This is a genomic window from Salinarimonas sp. (genome assembly GCF_046292825.1).
Taxonomy (GTDB): Bacteria; Pseudomonadota; Alphaproteobacteria; order Rhizobiales; family Beijerinckiaceae; genus Salinarimonas.
In genome coordinates, this window is record NZ_JBKBQG010000034.1 from 24,526 (window position 1) to 45,445 (window position 20,920).

20 protein-coding genes are annotated in these 20,920 nt (G+C 72.5%); 12 read left to right on the forward strand and 8 right to left on the reverse strand.

Annotated features, from left to right (window positions below; all coding sequences use genetic code 11):
* Positions 1-169 precede the first annotated feature (169 nt).
* From ACK4UM_RS15285 to ACK4UM_RS15295, 3 genes are all read right to left on the reverse strand, one after another.
* A complete protein-coding gene (locus tag ACK4UM_RS15285) occupies positions 170-2,137 on the reverse strand; it encodes a TRAP transporter permease (protein WP_409800704.1) in 1,968 nt (655 codons plus the stop codon).
* A gap of 98 nt (positions 2,138-2,235) precedes the next feature.
* Positions 2,236-3,177 (reverse strand): TAXI family TRAP transporter solute-binding subunit, encoded by a 942-nt coding sequence (locus tag ACK4UM_RS15290; protein WP_409800706.1) that lies wholly within the window; start codon positions 3,175-3,177, stop codon positions 2,236-2,238.
* Between the two features lie 51 nt (positions 3,178-3,228).
* Positions 3,229-4,320 carry an Ldh family oxidoreductase gene (locus ACK4UM_RS15295; protein WP_409800708.1) on the reverse strand — a complete coding sequence of 364 codons (1,092 nt, stop codon included), beginning with the start codon at positions 4,318-4,320 and terminating at the stop codon, positions 3,229-3,231.
* A gap of 155 nt (positions 4,321-4,475) precedes the next feature.
* On the opposite strand from ACK4UM_RS15295, the gene ACK4UM_RS15300 reads away from it, so the two are divergent.
* Positions 4,476-5,231: a FadR/GntR family transcriptional regulator gene (locus ACK4UM_RS15300; protein WP_409800710.1), complete on the forward strand. Its 756-nt coding sequence runs from the start codon at positions 4,476-4,478 to the stop codon at positions 5,229-5,231.
* A gap of 246 nt (positions 5,232-5,477) precedes the next feature.
* Here the strand turns inward: ACK4UM_RS15300 and ACK4UM_RS15305 are convergent, their stop codons facing one another.
* Positions 5,478-5,855, reverse strand: a complete 378-nt coding sequence (locus ACK4UM_RS15305) for a nuclear transport factor 2 family protein (RefSeq protein WP_409800711.1) — start codon at positions 5,853-5,855, stop codon at positions 5,478-5,480.
* Between the two features lie 150 nt (positions 5,856-6,005).
* Between ACK4UM_RS15305 and fliF the strand changes: the two genes are divergently transcribed.
* Genes fliF through ACK4UM_RS15335 form a run of 6 tightly spaced genes read left to right on the forward strand, consistent with a single transcriptional unit; the run spans position 6,006 to position 12,698 of the window.
* Complete coding sequence (fliF, locus tag ACK4UM_RS15310; RefSeq protein ID WP_409800713.1) at positions 6,006-7,670, forward strand: flagellar basal-body MS-ring/collar protein FliF; 1,665 nt, start codon at positions 6,006-6,008, stop codon at positions 7,668-7,670.
* The gene (locus tag ACK4UM_RS15315; RefSeq protein ID WP_409800715.1) at positions 7,670-8,329 is read left to right on the forward strand and encodes a hypothetical protein; all 660 of its coding nucleotides are present in this window, start codon (positions 7,670-7,672) and stop codon (positions 8,327-8,329) included. The genes fliF and ACK4UM_RS15315 overlap by 1 nt, the downstream gene beginning before the upstream one ends.
* A 23-nt stretch (positions 8,330-8,352) precedes the next feature.
* Positions 8,353-9,759, forward strand: coding sequence for a MotB family protein (locus ACK4UM_RS15320; protein ID WP_409800717.1), 1,407 nt, complete (start codon positions 8,353-8,355; stop codon positions 9,757-9,759).
* Positions 9,756-10,961, forward strand: a complete 1,206-nt coding sequence (locus ACK4UM_RS15325; RefSeq protein WP_409800719.1) for a chemotaxis protein — start codon at positions 9,756-9,758, stop codon at positions 10,959-10,961. The genes ACK4UM_RS15320 and ACK4UM_RS15325 overlap by 4 nt, the downstream gene beginning before the upstream one ends.
* Positions 10,958-12,193, forward strand: a complete 1,236-nt coding sequence (locus tag ACK4UM_RS15330; RefSeq protein WP_409800721.1) for a flagellar hook-length control protein FliK — start codon at positions 10,958-10,960, stop codon at positions 12,191-12,193. The genes ACK4UM_RS15325 and ACK4UM_RS15330 overlap by 4 nt, the downstream gene beginning before the upstream one ends.
* Positions 12,129-12,698 (forward strand): transglycosylase SLT domain-containing protein, encoded by a 570-nt coding sequence (locus ACK4UM_RS15335; protein ID WP_409800723.1) that lies wholly within the window; start codon positions 12,129-12,131, stop codon positions 12,696-12,698. The genes ACK4UM_RS15330 and ACK4UM_RS15335 overlap by 65 nt, the downstream gene beginning before the upstream one ends.
* Here the strand turns inward: ACK4UM_RS15335 and ACK4UM_RS15340 are convergent, their stop codons facing one another.
* Entirely contained in the window at positions 12,699-13,229 is a 531-nt protein-coding gene (locus ACK4UM_RS15340) for a gamma carbonic anhydrase family protein (RefSeq protein WP_409800725.1), read from the reverse strand.
* Between the two features lie 97 nt (positions 13,230-13,326).
* Between ACK4UM_RS15340 and murJ the strand changes: the two genes are divergently transcribed.
* Positions 13,327-14,901 carry a murein biosynthesis integral membrane protein MurJ gene (murJ, locus tag ACK4UM_RS15345; RefSeq protein WP_409800727.1) on the forward strand — a complete coding sequence of 525 codons (1,575 nt, stop codon included), beginning with the start codon at positions 13,327-13,329 and terminating at the stop codon, positions 14,899-14,901.
* A gap of 135 nt (positions 14,902-15,036) precedes the next feature.
* Here murJ and ACK4UM_RS15350 read toward each other — a convergent pair whose 3' ends face one another.
* On the reverse strand, positions 15,037-15,396 hold the full coding sequence (locus tag ACK4UM_RS15350) for a helix-turn-helix domain-containing protein (protein ID WP_409800729.1): 360 nt from the start codon (positions 15,394-15,396) through the stop codon (positions 15,037-15,039).
* A gap of 349 nt (positions 15,397-15,745) precedes the next feature.
* On the opposite strand from ACK4UM_RS15350, the gene ACK4UM_RS15355 reads away from it, so the two are divergent.
* Positions 15,746-16,024 (forward strand): c-type cytochrome, encoded by a 279-nt coding sequence (locus tag ACK4UM_RS15355; protein WP_409800731.1) that lies wholly within the window; start codon positions 15,746-15,748, stop codon positions 16,022-16,024.
* Positions 16,025-16,030: 6 nt separating this feature from the next.
* Here the strand turns inward: ACK4UM_RS15355 and ACK4UM_RS15360 are convergent, their stop codons facing one another.
* Positions 16,031-17,482 carry a ferric reductase-like transmembrane domain-containing protein gene (locus tag ACK4UM_RS15360; RefSeq protein ID WP_409800733.1) on the reverse strand — a complete coding sequence of 484 codons (1,452 nt, stop codon included), beginning with the start codon at positions 17,480-17,482 and terminating at the stop codon, positions 16,031-16,033.
* Between the two features lie 180 nt (positions 17,483-17,662).
* On the opposite strand from ACK4UM_RS15360, the gene ACK4UM_RS15365 reads away from it, so the two are divergent.
* The 3 genes from ACK4UM_RS15365 (at position 17,663) to ACK4UM_RS15375 (ending at position 19,822) form a co-directional block, all read left to right on the forward strand.
* Positions 17,663-18,499, forward strand: a complete 837-nt coding sequence (locus ACK4UM_RS15365) for a cyclase family protein (protein ID WP_409800735.1) — start codon at positions 17,663-17,665, stop codon at positions 18,497-18,499.
* A 64-nt stretch (positions 18,500-18,563) separates the two neighbouring features.
* A complete protein-coding gene (locus ACK4UM_RS15370; RefSeq protein WP_409800737.1) occupies positions 18,564-19,178 on the forward strand; it encodes a DUF1214 domain-containing protein in 615 nt (204 codons plus the stop codon).
* Positions 19,175-19,822, forward strand: a complete 648-nt coding sequence (locus tag ACK4UM_RS15375) for a hypothetical protein (RefSeq protein ID WP_409800739.1) — start codon at positions 19,175-19,177, stop codon at positions 19,820-19,822. The genes ACK4UM_RS15370 and ACK4UM_RS15375 overlap by 4 nt, the downstream gene beginning before the upstream one ends.
* Here ACK4UM_RS15375 and ACK4UM_RS15380 read toward each other — a convergent pair.
* Positions 19,806-20,483 (reverse strand): HAD hydrolase-like protein, encoded by a 678-nt coding sequence (locus tag ACK4UM_RS15380; RefSeq protein ID WP_409800741.1) that lies wholly within the window; start codon positions 20,481-20,483, stop codon positions 19,806-19,808. The two genes, ACK4UM_RS15375 and ACK4UM_RS15380, sit on opposite strands and share 17 nt — an antisense overlap.
* Positions 20,484-20,920: the final 437 nt, after the last annotated feature.

Sequence of the window (20,920 nt, forward strand, 5' to 3'; positions counted from 1 at the left end):
CGTTTGCCCGAGCAGCCTATGGGCTGCGTCCACGAACGCCGGCCGGATCCACCGTGACGCAGCGAGCGCGCATGCGCGCTCGGACGGGCGTCGGGAGTCTGGGTTCCGGGCTCGCTTCGCGCCCCGGAATGACGGTGGAGGGGAAGGCAGACGCTCATCTCCCCCTCCCTCAATAACGATCGGCCGGGCGGAAAGGGTCGCTCGCGGCGGTGGAGCGGGCGGTGTCCGGGGCTTCGACCGGGCCGTCGGCGGCGACGGCGTCGGCCGGTGCCTGCAGGGGCTCGGGCGGCGGCTCGACCTTGCGGGTCCAGATCTGCAGCGCGATCGCGACGGCGCCCATGCCGAGCCCGATCGTGTCCGTCCACAGGCCCGGCTTGATCAGAACGAAGGCGGCGCCGACCAAGAGGAGGCGCTGGAGGAGGCTCGCGCGCGCGATCATGAAGCCGTGCAGGCCGCCCGCGAGGAAGATCACCCCGATCGCCGCCGTGGTCGTCGTGAGCGCGATCGTCGTCCAGGGGCCGATCATCAGGAGCGAGGGGCCGAAGACGAACATGAACGGGATGATGTAGCCCGTCGCGCCGAGCTTCACCGCCGCGACCGAGGCCGACCAGAGCGGCGCGCCCGAGATGCCGTTCGCCGCATAGACGGCGATCGCGACCGGCGGCGTGATCGCCGACAGGATCGCGAAATAGAACACGAACATGTGCGCGCTCTCGAGCGGCACGCCGAGCCGCACCAGCGCCGGCACCAGGAGCGAGACCTGGATGATGTAGGCGGGCGTCGTCGGCATGCCCATGCCGAGCATGATGCCCGCGAACATGGTCAGGATCAAAGCCGGGAGCAGCATGTCCCGCGCCGCCGAGATCACGAAGCCGGAGAAGGCGAGCCCGGCGCCGGTCAGCGTGATGACGCCGATGACGATGCCCGCCGCCGCGCAGGCGAGCGCGACGACGAGCGAGCCCACGGCGCCCGCCTCCAGCCCGTCGACGATCATGCGCAGCGACACCGCCTTGCGCGTCGTCTTGCGCAGGAGCGCCGTCGGGATCACCGACACGATCCCGCAGAGCGCCGCGAAGGGGGCGCTGTAGCCGGAGAACAGGACGCCGACGATGACGACGAGCGGCAGGAACAGATGCCCGCGCTCGAGGAGCACCTCCGAGAGCTTCGGCAATTCCTCGCGCGGCAGCCCGCGCATGCCGAGCCGGCGGGCCTCGAAATGCACCGCCGAGAAGACCGCGATGTAGTAGAGGAGCGCGGGGATGAGCGCGTAGGTCGCGACCGTGAGGTAGCTCACACCCATGAACTCGGCCATCACGAAGGCGGCCGCGCCCATGATGGGGGGCATGATCTGCCCGCCGGTGGACGCCACCGCCTCGACCGCGCCGGCGAAAGGCGGGCGATAGCCGAGCCGTTTCATCAGCGGGATCGTGAAGGTGCCCGTCGTCATCACGTTGGCGACCGCCGAGCCCGAGACCGAGCCGAACAGTCCGCTCGTCACGCAGGCGACCTTGGCCGGCCCGCCCGCCGTGTGGCCGGTGAGGCTGATCGCGAAATCCATGAACAGCTTGCCGGCGCCGGAGCGCTCGACGAAGGCGCCGAAGAGGATGAACAGGACGACGTAAGTCGCGGACACCGCCACCGGAATCCCGAAGATGCCTTCCGTCGTCAGATAGAGCTGCTCGAGCAGCAGCAGCGGCTCGGTCCGCGTGAACAGGAGCGCGTAGGCGATGAAGATCACGACCGTGATCGGCAGGACGAGCCCGAGCGCGCGCCGTGCCGCCTCGATCACGAGAAGGGTGAGCGCGATGCCGAGCACGATGTCGGCCGTGTGGAGGTCGTCGATGTAGATGAAGCGGCGGTAGATGTAGTCCTTGACCAGCACCGGATAGGCGGCGGCGGCGAGCGAGGCCGCGATCAGCGCCCAGTCCCAGATCCGCGGCCCCTTGCCGCGATCGGCCTCGCGCGCGGGCAGGATGAGGAAGGTGAGCACGAGCGCGAAGCCGACATGGGTCGCGCGCAGGGTGAAGGCGTCGGGCGTGCCGAAGAAGCCCACGTAGAGGTGGTAGAGGCTCATCGCGAGCGCGACGGCGAGCGCGAGCGCGCGCACGCCACGGACGTAGAGCGAGGGCTGCGACATCGCCGCTCGAGCCTTCTGCGGGAGTTGCGGAGGAGGAAGCTCGACGATCGCGCCGGCCGGAGCGCACGGGCTCCGGCAGGCGCTCTCTCAGGCCGCGGTCACATCGCGCCCTGCTCGCGATACCAGCGCTCGGCGCCCTCGTGCATCGGCACGCCGATATCGGCCGCCATCTGCTCGGCGTCGATGCCGCGCATGGCGCCCGCGATCGCCTGCAGGTCGCCGATATTGGCCATCACGTTCTCGAGCATGCCGTAGACGACGTCCGCCGAGAGGTCGCAGCGCGCGACGACGTGGGTGGCGTAGCCGATCGCGGCGACGTCCTCGTCCTGCCCCGGATAGGTGCCGCCCGGAATGGTCAGGCGCTGATAGCCGGGATTGCGGGTCTGCATCTCGCTCATGATCTCCTCGTCGAGGCTGATCACGCGGATATTGGCCGAGTTCGCGAGGTCCATCACGGACGAGGCCGGGATCGTGGTGCCGAGCGTCATCGCGTGGGCGTTGTTGTCCTTCATCAGCGCGACGCCGTCCGAATAGGAGACGAAATGCGTCTGCGAGAGGTCCTCGTAGGCGATGCCGGCGGCGTCCAGGAGCTCGCGGGTGATCTCCTCGGCGGTATTGCCGCGCGGCTGGATCGCGACGGACTTGCCGCGCATGTCCGCCACCGTCTCGATGCCGGCATTGGCGAGCGCGACGATCTGGAAATATTGCGGGTAGAGCGTCGCGACGTTGCAGACGTTGCCCGCGGGCGAGGTGAACGAGCCGCGTCCCTCGATCGCGTCGACGGTCGAGACGGAATTGGCGAAGGCGATGTCGGCCCGTCCGGTGTCGACGCCGAGCACGTTGGCGACGCCGCCGCCCGGCAGGACCTGGATCGACACGCCCGGCATGGCGTTCTGGACGATGTTCTGGATCGCGCCGCCGAGCGGATACCAGGCGCCGCCCTGCGGCCCGGTCATCATGCGCAGGTTCTCGGCCTGCGCCGCGCCGGCCATCGCGGTGGTCGCCAGAGCGACGAGAAGCGTCTTGGTGAGGGCCTTCATGCTCGTTTCCTCCATAGCGTCGTTCGTTCGAGGCCGCCTCTTGCGGGCGACCTATTCCGCCGGGTCGTCCAGCCGGAAATCGATGTCCCATCCGCGCGCGATCGCGCCGATCTGGTCGGCGAGGACGCGCGGGACGGGGATGCCCTCGCGGGAGCGGGTCGCGCGGATCGCATGCTCGGGATCGCCCGGCGCGAGCACCCGCTCGTGGCCGGCCGCCGGCGCGGTCTCGCGCAGGCAGGCGAGGAAGGCGTCGAGATCCTCGCCGAAGCCGCCGCGCGGGCGGAAGGCCTCCGGGTGGATCGCCAAGTGAAAATGGCCGACGTCGTAGCGCTGCGCGTCCGCCGCCCGAAGCGGCGCGTAGCTCGCGCCGGGCAGGAGGGTCGAGAGGATCTCGACCATCGCCGCGAGCCCATAGCCCTTGTGCCCGCCCATGGCGCGCGTGCCGCCGAGCGGCGTCATCAGCCGGTCGGCGAGGGCCTGGTTCGGATCGTGCTGGGGATTGCCCGCCGTGTCGACCGCCCAGCCCTCGGGCAGGCGCGCGCCGGCGCGGGCGGCGAGCTTGAGCTTGCCGATCGCGATCGTGCTCGTCGCGATGTCGAGGAGGAAGGGCGCGCCGCGCGCGCCGGGCGCGGCGAAGGCGATCGGGTTCGTGCCGAGCCGCGGCTCGCGCCCGAAGACGGGCACGATCGAGGGCAGGTGCACGGCGCTCGTCGAGAGGCCGATCAGCCCGGCGCGGGCGGCGCGCAAGGCGTAGACCCCGGCGGCGCCGTAATGGTTCGAGCCGCGCACGGCGACCGCGCCGATGCCGAAGGCGCGGGCCTTCTCGATCGCGAGGTCCATCGCCTCGACGGAGGGCGCGTGCCCGAAGCCGCCGCCACCGTCGATGGTCGCGACCGCACCGAAGGCGTGGACGACGCGGATCTCGGGCTCGCGCGCGATCCGCCCGTCGCGGACGAGATCGGCATAGAGCGGGACGAGGGTGATGCCGTGGCTGTCGATGCCCATCAGATCGGCCTCGACCATGGCCTCGGCCGTGCGCGCGGCATGGTCGGGCCGCGTCCACGCGGACAGGAGCGCCTCGAGCCGCGCGCGCAGGCGATCGGCGGGCACCAGGAGATCGGCTCTCGCGGCTGGCTCGCGCATCGCGCCCATGCTTCCTCCCCGATCTCGATCGGCGTCGTGTCGACGACCCTTGCGAGGTTCACAAGCGCTCGGAAACTTGTCAAGTTGAAAGACAAGTTGCCGAGCGGGCGCTGCGCCCTATGATCGGTCTTGGGCATTTCGCACGGGGAGCGGCGATGCAGGAGCGGCGGGAGATCGCGACGGAGGGCGGCGCGCGGGGCCCCGAGCCCGGCTTCTTCGCGCCGCGCCGCAACGACAGCCTGCCCGATCAGATCTACGAGCAGATCCTGGGGCGGCTCGGCTCCGGCAGCCTCGCGCTCGGGGAGCGGCTTCCCTCCGAGACGCAGCTCGCGCGCGCCTTCGGCGTCTCGCGCCCGGTTGTGCGGACCGCCTTGGCGCGGCTGCGCGCGGACGGGCTGATCGAAAGCCGCCAGGGCGCGGGCAGCTTCGTCCTGCGCCTGCCGAACCCCGCTTTCGTGCGCGAGGCGCCGTCGGGCTCGATCGCCGAGCTGCTGCGCTGCTACGAATTGCGCGTGGCGCTCGAGAGCGAGGCCGCCTTCCACGCCGCCGAGCGGCGCGACGCCCGCGACCTCGCCGCCATCGAGGAGCACGCGGCCGGGCTCGAGCGCGACTTCCACGGCCCGGACGCGGGCTCGGCGAGCGACGTCGCCTTCCACCTCGCCATCGCGCGCGCGGCCCAGAACCACCTCTTCACCGCGACGCTCGAGATGATGCGCTCCTCCCTGCGCGACGGCATCGCCGTCGCCCGCCACATCGCGCAGGCGTCCTCGCGCGCGCGCATGCCGATCGTGCTCGAGGAGCACGCCGCGATCCTCGACGCCATCCGTCGCCAGGACGCGGCGCGCGCCCGCGCGGCGATGCGCGAGCACATCGAGCGCTCCCGCGACCGGATGGTCGGGTTCACCCGCTGAGTTTGAATATGTGGAGGTTGTCATCCCGGGCCGCGAAGCGGACCCGGGACCCATAACCTCGACGCTCGACCGAGCGCGCATGCCGCGCTCGCGTCCCAACCGTAGAGCATCGACCGTCACAGAAACGCAGCCTATAGGCTGCTACTGCACCGTCGGGCGTATGGGTCCCGGATCGCCTTCGGCGTCCGGGATGACACCTCTGAGAGTGATTTACAAACTCCGAGAGGAAGGAGAAGGCCGGCGCCCTCAGCTCTCGTCGATCAGCTCCGCGATCACCCCGTCGCGCAGGCGGTAGAGCGAGGCGCCCTCGAAGGCGAGCGTCTGGCCGGCGGTCCAGCCGTTGGGCAGATCGCGCGCGACGATCGCCCGATAGCCGATGCGCAGGAGGGTCGTGTCGGCGACGGTGATCGCAGCGAGGACGGTCTGCGCGCGCTCGGAGAAGGCGCTCGCGCCGAATGCGGCCATCTCCGCGAACGCCTCGCGACCGTCGGCCTGCGCGTCGACGACGCCGCCCGTGATGTTCCGAAAGCGCACGTCGTGCGCGAGGCAGGCGATCATGCCGGGGACGTCCCGCGCGTCGTAGGCGCGCAGATAGGCGGAAATCGGGGGCGGCAGCTCGGTCATCACTCTCATCCGGAAGCGGCGGGCCGGGAGGATGCACCCGGCGCCGGGAACCCGCAACCCTTCGTTCCGCGCGCGGCGCAGGCTCCGGGCAAGCTTCGCGGGCCACCTTCTCCGCGAGGCCTCGAAACCGACGAGAGCATAGGGACAAGCATGACCGCTTACGAGCAAGCCGATCGCCTGTGGGGCAACCTGCTCGAACTCGGCACGAAGCGTCTGATCGCCCTCGCGGCGGTGGGCATCGCCGTGATCGTCGCCGTCGTCGGCGGCGCCTATTATCTCAGCCGACCGCAGATGACCGTGCTCTATGCCGGGCTCGAGCGCGACGACGTCAGCCGCATCGGCGCGGCGCTCAACGAGGCCGGCATCGATTTCGACGTCGCCGCGACGGGCGACGCCGTGATGGTGCGCCCCGCCCAGACGGCGCGCGCGCGGATGCTGCTCGCCGAGAAGGGGCTGCCCCATTCCACCAATTCCGGCTACGAGCTGTTCGACAATCTCGGCTCGCTCGGCATCACCTCCTTCATGCAGGAGGTGACGCGGGTGCGGGCGCTCGAAGGCGAGATCGCGCGCACCATCCAGCAGATGCGCGGCATCAAGGCGGCGCGGGTGCATATCGTGCTCGCCGACCCAGGCTCCTTCCGCCGCGAGCGCCAGCCGCCCTCGGCCTCGGTCGTCGTGCGTGCGGAGACCGCCGACATCGCCTCGCAGGCGCAGGCGATCCGCCACCTCGTCGCCGCCGCGGTGCCCGGAATGGCGGTCGGGCGCGTCACGGTGCTCTCGTCCGACGGCACGCTCCTCGCCTCGGGCGACGACGCGGGCGGGGCGGGAGCCGCGGCAGGGCGCGCCAACGCGCTCGCCCGCGATCTCAACCGCTCGCTCGAGGACAGCGTGCGCCGCACCCTCGCGCCCTATCTCGGCCTCGACAATTTCCAGGTGAGCGTGAACGCGCGCGTCAACACCGATCGCCGCGTCGTCAACGAGACGATCTTCGATCCCGAGAGCCGCGTCGAGCGCTCGATCCGCATCGTACGCGAAAGCGAGAACGCGCAGAACCTCTCGCGCCAGCGCCCCACCACCGTCGAGCAGAACATCCCCGACCAGCAGGTCGCGGCCGATGGCGGCGAGCAGTCGAGCGAGGAGGCGGAGCGGCGCGAGGAGCTGACCAATTTCGAGATCTCCTCGCGGCAGGTGCAGATCCAGTCCGACGGCTTCGCGGTCGAGGCGCTCTCCGTCGCGCTCGTCGTCAACCGCGCCCGCATCGTAGAGGCGCTCGGCGGGGACCCCTCGCCCGAGGCGATCGCCGACGAGCTGCGCGAGATCGAGGGCCTCGTCGCCTCCGCCGCCGGCATCGTCGCCGATCGCGGGGACACGGTGCGCGTCACGGCCGTCAACTTCCTCGAAGGCGGCGTCGACATGGCGCCGGTGCCGGCCCCGAGCCTCAAGGACCTCTTGATCGCGCAGGGAGGCAACGTGCTCAACGCCATCACCATCCTCGTGATCGCGCTCGCCCTCGTCTGGTTCGGCCTCAAGCCGGCGATGGCGGCGATCCTCGACCGGCCCAAGCCCGCGATCGAGACGAGCGCGTCGACCGCTCTCGCCGACGGCAGCGGTGCGGACGGCGAGGCCGCACCCGCGATCACCGACGCCTCCGCCCAGGCGCAGGCCCAGCTCGCCCGCCTCGAGGCGCAGAACCTCCTGCCGCCCACGACCGTCTCCTCGATCGCCGTCAAGCGCCTCGAGCAGATCGTCATCCACCACGAGGAGCAGGCGGCGCTGATCCTGAAGCAGTGGATGCATGACGAGGAGGCCGCCTGATGCGCGCGCTGGCCGATTACCTCGTCGAGATCAAGCCGGACCCCGTCGGCGCCCAGCCGCGGACCGGCGAGGAGGAGCGCTCCCCCGATCACGGACCGCGGCTCCCCGCCCGCATCGAGCCCGAGCCGCCGCCGGGCCCCTCCCCGGAGGAGGAGCTCGCCTCGCGGCTCGAGGCGGCCTACGAGCGGGGCCTCGCCGACGAGCGCGCCCGCGCCGCCGCCGCCCTCGAGGAGGCCCGCGCCGATGCCCGCGCCGAGAAGGAGGCGGCCCTCGAACAGGCCCGCGCGACCTGGGCGGCCGAAGAGGGCGAGCGCCTCGGCGGCCTCCTCGTCGAGGGGCTCGGCGCGCTCGAGCGGCGCATCGCCGACGAGGTCGCCCGCGTCCTCGCGCCCGTCGTCGAGGCCGCGGCCCGCGAGCGCGCGCTCGCCGATCTCGCCCGGTCCGTCCGCACGCTCCTGCGCAGCGATCCCGGCCTGTCCCTCGTCGTGACCGGACCCGCCGATCTCGGCGAGGCCTTCCTCGCGCGGCTCGGGGACGCGGCGTCCTCGATCCGGTTCACGCCGGGGGACGGCGTCGATCTCGCGGTGGAGGGCGGCACGACCGTGATCGAGACGCAGACACGAGCCTGGGCGCGCGGCCTCGCCGCGGCGATCGCCTGATCTTCCAATAAAGGACGCGAGCCGTGCAGGACGCCCGCCAGCAGCAGCAGCAGCCCCAACAGCCGCACGAGATCGTCATCGTGCGCCATCGGCGCGATCCGGAATCGGACGAGCCGAAGACCGGCGTCTGGAAGATCGCGCATGCCGATTTCATGACGGCGATGATGGCGTTCTTCCTCGTCATGTGGCTCATCAACGCCACCGACCAGGAGACCCGCGAGGTCGTCGCGAGCTATTTCAACCCGATCCGGCTCGCCGAGGCGACGTCGGACCGCAAGGGCCTGCGCGATCCCGACAGCTCCTCCTCCGGCGTCGATCTCGAGCAGCGCTCGCAGGCGCCCATCCTCGATCCGGACGCGGACGCCGAGCCCATCGCCGAGCCGCGCACCCGCCGCTTCAGCGAGGCGGCTCTGTTCCAGGACCCTTACGCCGTCCTCGCCGAGCTCGCCGCGCAGGCGCCGATGCCGGCCTCGAGCCCGGCGGCCGCGATTGACGTGACGCCGGGCGTCTCGGGCGACCCGGGCCTGTTCGGCGGCGAGGCCTATCGCGACCCGTTCGACCCGATCTATTGGCAGCTCGCGGGCGAGCCGCGCGTCGGGCGCGCCGACGGCGACGGCACCGGCGGGCCGCTCGGCACGCCCGACGCCGCAGCCCCGCTCGGCCTCGCCATGCCCGCCCCGCCGCAGGCCCCCGAGGCGCGCGCCGAGCTCGCCGAGGAGAGCTCCGAGGAGGTCGCGGCCGAGATCGCCGCGCAGGCTCCCGCGCCCGAGACGGCGGACGTCGCGGAGGCGTCGACCGCGGTCGAGACGACGTCGGAGGAGGCCTCGGTCGAGGTCGTCGCCACGGGCGTGGTCGCGATCGAAGCCGAAGCGGAGGCGTCGCAGGCGGCCGCCGAGGCGCAGACGGCGACGGCCGAGGCGCCGACGGAGACGGCCGAGACCCCCGATCCGTCGCTCGTCCGGGCCGCGGAGCTGCGCGCGCGCATCGCCGCCGTGGTCGCCGCCGCGTCGGGTACGGAGCGCGGCGCGCAGGCGCCGGCGCTCGAAGTGACCGCGACGCCCGAGGGCCTCCTCGTCAGCCTCACGGACGACGCCAATTTCGGCATGTTCGCGGTCGGATCGGCCGAGCCCAAGCCGCAGGTCGTGCGCATCCTCGAAGAGGTCGCGGCGATCCTCGCGGCCGAGGAGGGCGGCATCGTCATCCGCGGCCACACCGACGCGCGGCCCTTCCGCTCGCGCGAGTACGACAATTGGCGGCTGTCCACGGCGCGCGCGCACATGGCCTATTACATGCTCGTGCGCGGCGGCCTCGCCGAGGAGCGCATCCTGCGCGTCGAGGGCCATGCCGACCGCATGCTCAAGCTCGCCGACGATCCGCTCGCCGATCAGAACCGGCGCATCGAGATCCTGATCCGGGAGACGCGCACGTGACCCGCGCCCTCCTCCTCGCCGCGCTCCTCGCCGCGACCGCGCTCGCCACCCCGGCGACGGCGCAGGAGCCGCTCGCCCCGACCGCCCCGGCGCCGGTCGCGTCCGCGCCGAAAGCGAGCCCGCCCTATGCTCTCGTGCGCACGCTCCAGGCGCTGCAGGAGCGCGTCGCCCACGGCGACGTCGCCGCCCACCAGGCCCAGCGCGGCCTGATCGAGCGGATCGCCCTCGCCTTCGCCGCGGCCGAGCCCGGGACCTGGGCGGAGCCGCGCAACGCGCAGGCCGCGATCGCCTTCGCGCTCGGCGGCGGGCCGCCCTCCGCGCTCGAGGCGCTCCTGTCCGACGACATCCCCTTCGGCGCGGACCGGGCGCTGGCGCAGGGCGCCCTCGCCTTCGTGCGCGGCCGCGAGGCGGAGGCGCGCGCGGCGCTCGACGCCTACGATCCGCGCACTGTCGGCGGGCTCCTCGGCGCGCAGATCGCGCTCGCGCGCTCCGCCCTCGTCGTGCGCGACGATCCCCACGAAGCGCTGCGGCTTCTCGCCGTCGCGCGACTGCTCGCGCCGGGCACCCTCGTCGAGGAGGCGGCGCTGCGGCGGGAGATCTTCGTCGCGGGTCACGTCGGCGACATCGAGCGGCTCGAGCTCCTCTCGGCGCAATACATGCGCCGCTTCCGCCACTCGGTCTATGCCGGCAATTTCCGGCAGCGCTTCGCGGTGCTGCTCACGAGCCTCGCCTACGACGTCGATCTCGCGCGCTTCGAGCGGCTCGAGGCGCTGCTCGAGCGCTTCGACGGAGCGAGCCGGCGCGACCTGTATCTCTTCTTCGCCCGCCACGCGCTGATCCACGGCCGCGACGCGGTCGCGCGGCGCTCCGCGAGCCGGGCAGCGGAGCTCTCCGCCGGGGGCAGCGTCGAGGAGGAGCGCGCGACCTTCTACGCCGCCGCCTCGCAGATCGCGACGCCCCGCCATCGCCTCGCGGCCGAGACCCTCGCCGATCTCGACGCGCGGCGCCTCCCGCCCGCGGACCGCCTCCTGCTCGAGGTCGCCCTCGACGTGGCGGTACGCATCGGCGAGCCGGTGCTGCCGCGCGTCCGCGACCCGGAGGCCGACGCGGAGATCCCGCCGATGGCGCCCACCCCCACCATGATCCGCGCGCAGGCCGCCCTCGGCGCCGTCGACGCGCTCCTCGCGGAGGCGAGACGATGACGACGATCGACATGTCCGCGCTCGTTCAGCCCCGCACCGGCGGAAGCGGCGGGCTCGCCAAGGGCGGCAATGGCGGCAAGGAGGGCGGCGACGTCTTCGACGGCGCGCTGCGCGATCTCGCCCAACGCGGCCGCGGCCGCGATCCGGGCGCCGCGCGCCAGGCGCTCGGCGAGCGTCTGCCGGAGGGCCGCGCGGGCGCTCCCGCAAGCGAGGCCCCAGGCGACGCGGACGGGGAAGAGCAGCGGCTCGCCTCGCTCCTGCGCGAGCGTCCGCGCTCGATGCCGATCCGCCCCGGCGCCCTCGCCTTCGCCGCGCCGCCGCCGAAAGCCGACGCGGAGGAGACGCTCGCGGCCGAAGAACCCGCGCAGATGCTGCTCGCCGCGCTCGGCGCCCGCACTCAGGTCCCCCGCGAGGCTCGCGAGGGCGCGTCGACCGCGGTTCGGACCGGCGACGCCTCCGCCGGCCCGCGCGGCGCCGCGATCGACGCCGGCGCGGAGGGCGCGCAGGGCGATGCGGATGCCGATCCGCTGTCCGCCGAGCGCACGCCGCGCCGCCTGCCGGCCTCGTCCGCCTTCGCGAGCGAGCGCGACCTGCATCTGTCCACCCGCATCGAGGCGACGCCGGGCCAGGCGCTCAAGGCGACCGTCGTCTCCCAGACGACGCACCTGCCCCCGGCGCTCGGCGCGCAGAACCTCCAGGCGATCGTCGACGGCGCGCTCTCGCTCCCGTCGGAGCCCGACGCGCCGGGCCGCGGCGCGCTCGCCTTCGAGCGCCACCTCGCCGCGACCGGCACCCTCGCCAAGGGCGCCGCACCCGTGAAGGTGCTCACCGTGCAGCTGCAGCCGGTCTCGCTCGGCACCGTGACGATCGCGCTGCGCATGACCGCCGACGGCGTCGCGATGGAGATCACCGCCGCCGATGCCAAGGCGGCCGCGATGCTGCGGCAGGACGAGGCGCGGATCGTCGACGCCGTGCGCCGCAGCGGCATCGCCGGCGAGGTGGTGGCGATCCACACCTCGAGCGAGACCGGGGCGGGTCCGCGCGGCACGGGCGAGAGCGCGGCGGGCGCGCAGGCCGGCGCCCAGACGGGCCAAGGCGGCGAGGCCGGCCAGGGTCGCGAGCGCAAGGGCCGCTCCGGCGGCGAGACGGGCCGAGGAGGCGACGAGAATGTGGACACGGGCACGCGCGATTCTGGCGGCGGCAATCGTCCTGACGGGGGCGTCTATCTCTGAGCCGGCGCGCGCCGACGAGAACGTCTGCGAGGCCGAGATGATGCGCGCCTCGCGCGTCCACGACGTGCCGCTCGCCGTGCTCTACGCGGTCGGGCTCACCGAGACCGGACGGCGCGGCAACCTGCACCCCTTCGCGCTCAACATCGCCGGGCGCTCGCATTTCGCCCGCGACGCGCGCGAGGCGCTCGCCGTGTTCGAGCGCGAGCGGGCACGCGGCGTGCGGCTGATCGACCTCGGCTGCATGCAGATCAACCACCATTGGCACGGGCAGGAATTCGAGACCGTCGCGCACATGCTCGATCCGCAGCTCAACGTCGATTACGCGGCGCGCTTCCTCAAGGAGCTGCGCGCCCGCCACGGCTCCTGGACGCTCGCGGTCGCCCGCTACCACGCCGGGCCCAACAACACGCCCGCACAGAAGCGCTACGTCTGCGCCGTCATCCGCCACATGGTCTCGACCGGCATGGGCGCCTGGACCCCCAACGCCCGCGCCTTCTGCGGGTGATCAACCGATGCGCCGCAGCCCCGCCGCGTAGCGCCGCCAATTGGCGACGTAGCGCTCGGCCGACGAGACGAGCTTCGCCACCGCATCCTCGTCGAGCGTGCGGACGGCCTTGGCGGGCGCGCCGACGATCAGCGAATGGTCGGGGAAGGTCTTGCCCTCGGTCACGAGCGCGTTCGCTCCGATCAGGCAGCCCTTGCCGATCCGCGCGTGGTTGAGCACCGTCGCCCCCATGCCGACGAGGGAGCCCTCGCCGACGATGCAGCCGTGCAGGATCGCGTGATGGCCGATGGTGCAGCGCGCGCCCACCACGAGCGGCGCGCCGGGATCGGTGTGGAGCATCGCGTGCTCCTGGACGTTCGAGCCCTCGCCGATCTCGATCGGCTCGTTGTCGCCGCGCAGGACCGCCCCGAACCAGATCCCGACGTCGCGCCCGATGACGACGCTGCCGATCACGTGCGCGTCCGGCGCGACGAAGAACGCGCCGTCCTCGGGCGTCTGCGGCACGCGGTCGTCGAGGGCGTAGAGCGGCATGAGCGTCCTCCTTCTGTCCTTGCGCGCGAGCCTATCGCCGGAGCGCGCGACGCGCTAGGAGGAGGGCTCGTTGCGACATGCGCGAGGCGCCCCGGACATGCTCAAGAAACTCGCCTCCGTCGGCGGCTGGACCATGGTCTCGCGCGTCACGGGCTTCGCGCGCGACGTCGTCATGGCCGCGACGATGGGCGTCGGGCCGGTGACGGACGCCTTCGTCGTCGCGCTGCGGCTGCCGAACCATTTTCGCGCGATCTTCGGCGAGGGCGCCTTCAACGCCGCCTTCGTGCCGACCTACGCGCAGGCGATCGCGAGCCGGGGAACGGACGCCGCGCGGCTCTTCGCCGGGCGCATCGCCGGGCTCGTGGTGGCGACGCAGATCCTGGTGCTCGTCGGCGCGATCGCCTTCATGCCGGGGCTCGTCGGCCTGCTCGCGCCGGGCTTCGCGGACGATCCAGAGCGCTTCGCGCTCGCGGTGAGCCTCACGCGCATCACCTTTCCCTATCTCTTCTTCGTCACCCTGGTGACCCTCGTCTCGGGCGTGCTCAACGCGCACGACCGCTTCGCCGCGGCGGCCGCGGCGCCCGTCCTCCTCAACCTCTCCTTCGTCGCGGGCCTGGGCCTCGCCTTCCTCTTTCCCACCGCCGGCCACGCGGCGGCCTGGGCGGTCGCGGTCGCGGGCGTGCTCGAGCTCGCCCTCGTGATGGCGGATGCCGGGCGCGCGCGGGTGCTGCCGAGGCCGGCTCTGCCCGCCCTCGATCCGGACGTGCGCAAGTTCTTCCGCACGCTCGGGCCCGCTCTGATCGGCTCGGCGGGCGTCCAGATCGCGATGTTCGCCGACACGATCATCGCCTCGATGCTGCCGCGCGGCGCGGTCTCGGCGCTTTATTTCGCCGACAGGCTCTACCAGCTCCCCGTCGGCGTCATCGCGATCGCCGCCGGCACCGTGCTCCTGCCCGAGATGAGCCGCCGGCTCGCCTCCGGCGACGAGGCGGGCGCCTATCGCGCGCAGAACGACACGATCGCGATCACGCTCGTGCTCGCGCTGCCCTGCGCGGGCGCGTTCCTGGTGGTGCCGGACCTCGTCATGCTCGCTCTGTTCGGCCGCGGCGCCTTCACCGCCGCCGATGCCGCGGCGGCGGGCGCCGTGCTCGCGGCCTATGCGACGGCGCTGCCGGCGGTCGTCGTCATCCGCTCGGCGCTCGCGAGCTTCCACGCGCGCTCGGACACGACGACGCCGCTCTACGCCTCGCTCGCGGGGGTGGCGGTCAACGTCGCCTTCAAGATCGTGCTCACGGGTCCGTTCGGCGCGCCTGGCCTCGCGCTCGCCACCGCGATCGGGGCCTGGGTGAACGTGGGGCTCCTCGTCGTCCTCGCGCAGCGTCGCGGCTGGGCGGCGCCCGACGGGCGGCTCGTCCGGATCGTGGGCGCGAGCGTGTTCGCGACGGCGGCGATGGCGGCCGGCGTGTGGCTCGCGCGCGAGCCCGTGGCGGAGATCGCGGCCGGCCTGCCGATGCTCGCCACCGAGGCGAGCCTCGCCGCTCTCGCGATCCTCGGCGCGATCCTCTACGGGGGCATCGCGCTCGGAGCGCTGCGTGTCATGGGGGTGCGCTTGCCGAAGCCGCGCCGACGCGGCGCACGCGGCGGTGACGACGGCGTGGGCGGGAGCGGCTAGGGGCGGCTCCGGCGAGACGGTTCGATTCGGCAATCAGAACGACGTCGGGGCCGGTCGGCGGGACCGACCGGCACCGGACGCTTGGCTCCGAGCGGCGCGCGCGGCCGCGCTCGCGCGCGGCCGGGACACGTCGCCTCAGATGTTGTGGCTCGCGGCGACGAGCGTCTTCACGGTCTGGAGCGCCGCGCCGCGCAGGGAGGGCTGCTTCAATTCGTTGAAGAGCGCGACGAGCGCGATCGCGTCCTCGTCCATCAGCCGCGCTTCCATGTCGCCTTGCCCGCTGAGCAGAGCGGCCGGCGGCACCTGCAGGACGGCAGCGATGTGAACGAGGCGGGAGGCCGCGACGCGGTCGGTACCGTTCTCGTACTTCTGCACCTGCTGGTAGGTAACGCCGATCGCTTGGCCCAGCTCGCTCTGGGACAGCTTCGCCTGCTTGCGCGCGAGACGAATCCGCTGTCCGATCTCACGATCGATCTCGGTAGGTGAGCGAGTCATTTGTGCCCTCGGGTACGAACTCAAGTTCATTAGGTCCGCTTACGTAACGTTACGTCGCCAAAGCGGTGCGGACGTTGGCCGCCGACGACGGTGCCGATACTGTTCCGAATAGCGCCCCGGCACAAGGCACCCGGTGTCGTAACCACACGATTTCAACGTCAGCGTGAGGCTGTTTTTTCGATATCAAAACGGAACGACCAACCTAGGTTAGCCCCGAACGCAACCATTGGCTTCAGAGAGCAACCCTTGCGTTCCGCATCGTCAAGGCTACTATACCATGTGCGAATCACGGCGTCACGGAGAGATTGGTATTCTTCTCCCGCATGCAAGACGCCGAAGGGAGGACGACATGACGCGAAACGCCGCCGTTGCGACCGCGCTCCTCGCGGGGCTGGCTCTGGCTTCCGCCGCGCACGCTGCCACTCTCGATGGTGACGCCGAGCGCGGCGCGCAAGCCTACGAGCGGCTCTGCGCCGAGTGTCACGCGAATGTCGGGCGCCTCGTGCGCCGCCTCGAAGGCGCCGACGACGCCGAAAAGGCGCGCAACCTCGAGGCCTTCCTGCCGCTCCATTATGCCGAGGACGACCAGGAGCGCGCGGACGTCATCGCCTACCTGCTCGCCCAGTGAGCGCCCTCAGCGCAGCGCGAAGGCGAGCGCGGCGGCGATCGCGACGGCGCCGATCAGCCTGAAGCGCAGGCGCTCGGCGCGGTCGATCCGCGAGAGCCCCTCCTCGGCATAGTCGAATCGCTCGTAGAGGACCGCGTCCTGGCGCAGGCCGATGGCGAGGAGCCCGTCGGCGATGGCCGCGGTGAAGGGTCCCGGGCCGCAGATCATCGCGAGCGCATTGCCGGGCTCGATGCCCTCGAGCAGGCTCTCGAGACGCGCGGGCTCGGGCCTGCCGATCGCGACCCCCTCTCGCGCCCCCTCCCCCGCCTCCTCGACCATGGCGAGGACGCGCAGGTCGAGCCGCTCCGCCATGCCCGCGATCTCGTCGAGCCCGACGAGCTTGTCCGGACGGCCGGCGGCGAGGAGAACCCGGACGGGCCGCCTGTCGCCGCGCGCGGCGAGGTCGCGCAGCACGCCGAGGATCGGCGCGACGCCGACGCCGCCCGCGCAGAGCACGAGCGCGGAGGCCTCCCGCCCCTCCTCGTAGAAGGCACCGTGCGGCCCGTCCATGCCGGCGAGGAGCCCGATCTCCCAGGTGGGAATGGTGCGCGTGTAGTCGCCCACCTCCTTGATCACGAGCCGCAGATCGCGCTCGCGCGGGGAGGAGGCGATCGAGAAGGGGTGGTCGAAGAGCGGAAACCGTCGCGGCGCGGTGGCGAGCCAGACGAATTGCCCCGCGCGATAGGCGAACGCCTCCCCGCTCTCACGCCGGAAGGCGAGCTCCCACAAGCCCGTCCCGACGCGCCGGCGCTCGACGAGCCGCCAGACGTCGCGCGTGTAAAGACGCGTGCGCCCGACATAGACGACGGCGAGGCTGCCGATCGCGGCGACGGCGAGCACGATCCAGAAGGTCTGCAGCGCCGCCGTCTCCGAATAGACGCCCGATACGATCGCGTGGTGGATGCCCGCCACGAGCGCGAGGATCGCGAGGAGCGCGTGCGAGGCGCGCCAGATCTCGTAGGTGAAGGCGACGCGCTCGCGCAGGACGGCGAGCCCGACGAGCGCGAGGATCGCCACCCAGGCGACGACGCCCGAGCGCAGCCGCTCGGAGGTGAACATCCGCTCGAGCACCGCGAGCCCCCGCACCGGGTCGGCGAGCGCCGCCGGGACGGCGTAGAGGAGCGGGTGGAGGACGAGCGCGAGGAGAAGGAGCCGCGCCGCCCATTTGTGGAAGCCCATCGTGCGGTCGATCCCGATCCGCCCGGACAAGGCCTCGAAGCGGCCGGAGGTGGCGAATTGCAGAGCCATCATCGCGAGCGCCGCGAGCCCGAGCGCGCTCGCCGCCTCCCGCCAGGCCGCGTCGGGCTCCTCGCCGGTCGCGAGCGCGAGGAGGAGGGGCGCTGCGACGAGCACGAGATAGAGGGCGGCGAGGACGAGCCCGGGCAGGCCCGGAACGCGTCGGCTCGGTTCGGTGGTCATGCTCTCCCCTTCCCTGGCACGAGCGCCTTTCGTCTCCCCGCGCGAACGGTTAGGCTCCGTTGCGTCAACCCGCCGCGCCGTGCGGCGGGACGACGCGAGATGCTCGCGAAAGGCTCGGGAGCAGACAAGCCCGATCGCGCGGATGCGTCGATCGGGGAAAATCCGGAGGGATGACAAGCCATGTGCGACCGTTGCGTGATCGATCGTGTGAAGTCCCGCATGATGAGCCGCCGCGACCTGTTCCGCGGCATGGGCACCGGCGCGGCTGCCGTCGCGGCGGTCACGGCAGGCGGAATCGCCGCGCGCCCCGCCTTCGCGCAGGACGCCGCCGCCGTCGGCGAGGTGACGGACCTGACGCACGAGCTGCACGAGGACTTCCCGACCTATTTCGGCGAGCAGCAATTCTTCGTGGAGAACCGCTTCAACTTCGCCGAGCACGGCTTCAACCTGCACGTCCTCACCGTCAACGAGCATACCGGCACCCATGTCGACGCGCCGCTCCACTTCTCGGCGGACGGGCAGAGCGTCGCCGAGATCCCCGTCCGCGACCTCGTCGTGCCGCTCGCGATCGTCGACATCCGCGCCAAGGCGGCGGAGGATCCGGACGCGCAGGTGACGCCCGACGATCTGCGGGCCTGGATCTCCGAGCACGGCCCCCTGCCCGAGCGCGCCTGCGTCGCGATGCTGTCGGGCTGGGACAAGCACGTGAACGACGCCAAATTCCGCAACGTCGACGGCGACGGCCGCATGCGCTTCCCCGGCTTCCACGTGGAGGCCGCGCAGATGCTGATGGAGGAGGCGGACGTCGTCGGCATCGCCGTCGACACGCTCTCGCTCGATTACGGGCGCTCGGAGGATTTCGCGACCCATTACGCGTGGCTCCCGACCAATCGCTGGGGCCTCGAATGCATCGCCAATCTCGAGGCGTTGCCGGCGCGCGGGGCGACGCTCGTCGTGGGTGCGCCCAAGCACCGCGCCGGAACCGGCGGCCCCGCTCGCGTGTTCGCGCTGGCCTGAGGGCGCGCGGGGGGTTAAGCCTCGGGCGGGGCGTGAACCGATCGACGAGGAGGCGAGGCGAACGTTGCGCGATTTCCTGCGAGGCGCCTACCACCTGCTGCTCGTCGTCTGGACGGTGGCGCTCGGGGCCGGGCTCGGGCTCGGCTCCGTCTGGCTCACGGTCGAGAGCCGGGCGCCGTTCGGCGAGCGCCGCGTCCAGGCCTGGACCGCCTGGCCGAACGTCGGCGCGCCCGAGAACGACCCCTATGCGCGCGCGATCGTCGCCCGCACCGGCGACGTGCCGCTCGCGCAGGGCGAGGGCATCGCCTTCCACGCCCTCGTCGACGACGACGGCCGCGCGCTCGACGCGGCCTGCGTCTATCGCATCGCCGGCGAGACGCCGGCCGCGCGCTATTGGACGCTCACCATCGCCGACGAGGAGGGACGCCTCGTGCGCACGGCCCAGGGTCGCCCGAGCCTCACCTCGGCCGAGATCCTGCGCCAGGAGGACGACACCTTCGTGATCTGGCTCTCCCGGCGGCCCCGCTCGGGCAATTGGCTGCAGCTGCCCGAGCGCGGCCCCGTCCAGCCGATCCTGCGCCTCTACGACACCCCCGTCTCCGCCGCCTTCGGCTGGCTCGCGGAGGGCGGCCTGCCGAAGGTCACGCGGATCTCCTGCGCGCCGGAGGCCGTGTCGTGAGCCGGCGTGCGGTCCGTATCCTCGATTCGCTGCGGCGCAATGCCGGCAAGCTCGTCCTCGCGACGATCTGCGGCCTCCTGCTCGCGGGGATGACCCACATCGTCGCGATCATCGCGATGCCCCGACTGACCGAGCGCGACGCCTTCGCCCTTCTCGCCGAGCGCACCGGGACGGCGGAGAACGCGGTTCTCGTCGTGCCGGCCCGCGGCGAGGGCGCCTTCGCGCTCGAGGCGCCGACGCAGGGCGAGCCCGCGCGCTTCATGCCCTCGCGCGATCCGGCGGTCGCGGTCGCCGCCTGCGCCTACGATCTCGCCGAGGGGCCCTTGCGCGTCACCATGCGCACCGGCGACCTGTTCCAGTCGATCGCGCTGCACGCCCGCGGCACGGGGGCGTTCTACGCGATCACCGACCGCGCGGCGGTGCGCGGGCGCCTCGATCTCCTGGTGCTCACCCGCGCGCAGCTCGACGCGCGCATCGCCGCGGAGACCGACGTCGTCGATGCGGCGAGCCGCGACTACATCCGCGTCGTCGCGCCGGCGAGCGAAGGCTTCGTCAGCGTCCGCGCGCTCGCCGCCTTCCCGAGCCAGCAGAGGCAAGCGGCGGCGCTCGCGACCTCCGTCACCTGCGTCAGCGAGCCCCCGTGACGCCTTCCGTCGCCGCGCCGGCCGCGGCGGTGGAGATCGGGGCGAGCCGCTCGGCGATCTCGGAGACGCTGGTGAAGAGGTAGTCGGGCCGTGCCCGCGCCTCGAGCGTGTCGCCGTCGGTGAAGCCCCAGGCGACCGCGCCGAAGGCGAGGCCGGCCGCCCGCGCGGCCTCCGCGTCCCGCAGCTCGTCGCCGATGCAGATCGCCGGCGATACGCCGACGCGGCGCACGGTGTGGCGGAACGCGCTCGACTTGCCGAAGATCGCCGCCCCGCAGGAGAAATGCCGGAAGCGCGCCGCGTTGCGCGGCCCCAGCGCGCCGCGCACCGCCGCCTCGCCGTTCGAGCTGACCAGAGCGAGCGCGACCCCGCCCTCGTCGAGCCGCGCGAGCATCTCCTCGACGCCCTCGAAGAGCCGCATCTCGCCGGCCGCGAGCGCGGCGCGCCGGCGCATGTCGCGCGCGACGAGCGGCAGCTTCCAGGCGGGGATCCGCAGGGTCTCGATCACCTCGCGCGCGGACAGGCGCCGCATCTCCGCGAGCGGCGGACGCGCTTCCGGATCGAGCCCCCAGCGCCTCCCGACCTCCTCGATCGTGCGCGAGAACCAGCCGAACGTGTCGGCTAGCGTGCCGTCGAAATCGAAGATGGCGAGGCGGTAGGTCAAGGCGGGCTCCTCGTGCGGCTCCTTCCCCGAGCCGCGCCCGGACAACGCGCATGCGACCCGGACGCGTCGCAGGGGACGCGGAAATGCGCGCGTGCGCCCGTGGCAGATCGCGCGTTTTCCGCCAAGACGCAAGCGCGGCCCGGCGGCGCAGGGGGGGTACGTCGCGCTCTGCGCATCCGATGCCGATCGAGAGGCGCCGCCCCTCTCTCCTTCCCCTCAGGGGAAGGTGGCCCGGCGGCGAAGCCACGGGTCGGATGGGGTTTATTCGCGCCGCAGGCGCGAAGGGGCGTCGTCGTAGAGCGCCGTACGTACGGAGAAGCCCGACGCCCCTTCGACCCTTCGGGTCGAAAAACCCCATCCGTCTCCGACCCCTGTTCGGGGTCGGAGCCACCTTCCCCTGAGGGGAAGGAGAGGGGGGCGTCGTGTCCGTCTGCACA